The 2,111-nt window shown below is 35.3% G+C and carries 3 protein-coding genes; all 3 read left to right on the forward strand.

From position 1 onward, the window contains the following. The first annotated feature begins 170 nt into the window (after positions 1-170). The gene (locus AC1DJR_RS27660) at positions 171-1,019 is read left to right on the forward strand and encodes a HesA/MoeB/ThiF family protein (RefSeq protein ID WP_429688440.1); all 849 of its coding nucleotides are present in this window, start codon (positions 171-173) and stop codon (positions 1,017-1,019) included. A 13-nt stretch (positions 1,020-1,032) separates the two neighbouring features. Then, on the forward strand, positions 1,033-1,899 hold the full coding sequence (locus tag AC1DJR_RS27665) for a HesA/MoeB/ThiF family protein (RefSeq protein WP_477004011.1): 867 nt from the start codon (positions 1,033-1,035) through the stop codon (positions 1,897-1,899). A 15-nt stretch (positions 1,900-1,914) separates the two neighbouring features. Next, positions 1,915-2,111: DUF441 family protein (locus tag AC1DJR_RS27670; RefSeq protein ID WP_477004012.1), on the forward strand; the 197-nt coding region annotated here is incomplete at its 3' end.

The raw sequence follows: 2,111 nt of genomic DNA on the forward strand, positions 1-2,111 counted from the left end.
TTTATTTAGTTTTTTAATAAATGGGGATATATTCATTTGTTAAAAAACTAAGAATTTAAAGTTTTTTAATTTTTTTACAAATAGCACACAAAAATGACATACTTCTAGACTATTTTTATATAGAGGAATTATTTTTTGAAATGGTTACTACATATAAAGGAGACTTCAAAATGGATATGGATTCATATTATTGGGAAATGGTTAAGAAGAATATTGGTGTGTATTCTGAACAGGAACAAGAATCTCTTCGAAATAAGAAGGTCATTATTTTTGGACTAGGGGGAGTAGGTGGATATGAAGCAATTCTGTTTTCGCGAATGGGAATAGGGCATATTACCGGTGTTGATCCCGATGAATTTGAAGTTTCTAATATTAACAGACAAATGTTAGCGCTTTCTAGTGTTATAGGTGAACCAAAGGTAAAAGTTGCAGAACAGGTTGTAAAGGATATACATCCCTATATATCAACAAACTTTATACAAACAAGAGTAGATGAAGATAATGTAATCGAGCTTATAAAAGGGCATGATATTGTAGTAGAAGCCGTAGATGATATGCCTTCAAGAGTTATTATACATAGAACAGCTAGAGAATTAGGCATACCAAGTGTGGGGATGTCAGGTAGCCCCCCAACACGAGGATTTGTTTCTACATTTTTCCCAACCGGAATTCCTTATGAAGAAGCATTAAACATCTCAAGTGTCGGATGCAAATTAACAAATCAAGAATTAAGACAACAGATTGCTGATATAAAGAAAAGTCGAGCTTGGTATTCTGTGGAGAAAGGCGCACCAAAAGAGTGGGCGCAAGATTTTTGTGATGGAAAAGCAGGCTGGATTATCACACCGATGCGTGCTCATCTATTGTCACTATTTAGCTTTCATGAAGCAATACAAGTTTTAACTGGTCGTGAACCTCTAGCTAGAGCGCCTAAAGGCATTGTAATGGATTTAGATAGTCATATCCCGGTTCAAGTAAAAGAAGCCCCAAAAGGTGGATGGGATTATAAAACATTGTAAGGAGGAATACAATTTGTTAACAAAAAATAATGATATGCAAAATATATATGARGAAAGYTTTACGCGAAATATTGGTGTTATCTCTGTAGAGGAGCAGGAGAAATTAAAAAATTCTCGAGTYACTGTAGTTGGAGCAGGGGGCGTAGGAGGAATTACACTCATCCAATTGGCGCGAATGGGTGTGGGTTCTTTACATGTTATTGATCAAGATGTATTTGAAGCAAGYAATATCAATCGACAAATGCTAAGTTCCAWCAGTAAATTAGGACAGCSRAARGCAGATGTTGCTTTAGAAGTTTTGCAAGACATTAATCCATTATTACAAATAGAGATAACGAAAGAATTTGTTACCGAGGACAATGCATTAGAACTTCTAACGAATACAGATGTCATTATAGATGCAACTGATAATTTAGTAGCGAGAGTAATTATCCATCGTACAGCTCGAAAATTAGGGATTCCTTCTATTTGGATTGCAGTTACACCTCCCTTTAGAGGTGGCGTCATGTCTTTAACTCCCGACTCTACGCCTTATGAAATTGCGTTAGGATATCCGTCTTATCAACAAGAGCTAACACCAGAAATACAAAATAAAATTCATAAATTAAAAGATGGACGTGCTCTTCATTCCGTCAAGCATGGTGCGGATGAGAAATGGGCAAATAATTATGTACAAGAAGATCGTCCATGGGCTGTACTGTCTCCCRTTGCGAATATCGTAGGCATTCTAGCAAGCTTTGAAGCATTTAAATTTATAATAAATCGAGAAGACTTAAAACCTGTAATAAGTCCAAATTTAATCCAAATTAACCTTGCAAATCAAAATATGGTACATGTGTCTGTACCTGAAAATGATAGTTGGGATTATACAATATTATAGATGAGGTAAGAGAATATGCTTYCTTTTTTGTTACTGGGGAYTATTGTTACACTMGCTCTRCTTGTTAAGGATTATGCGCTAGCTGGTGCGGCTTGTTTATTAGGAGTTTTACTTGCTGTTGGACAAAAAACTTTAGTGCATCTTATTCAACAATATTCTTTTCCAATTGGTATTTTCTTTCTGATGCTATTCCTTTTAGTACCAATTACATC

The sequence above is a fragment of the Bacillus sp. 05T31 genome, from assembly GCF_056396725.1.

What these genes read in the sequence shown, in the direction of transcription:
- AC1DJR_RS27660 (WP_429688440.1), top strand. Translation starts at nt 171, where the DNA reads ATGGATATGGATTCATATTATTGGGAAATGGTTAAGAAGAATATTGGT.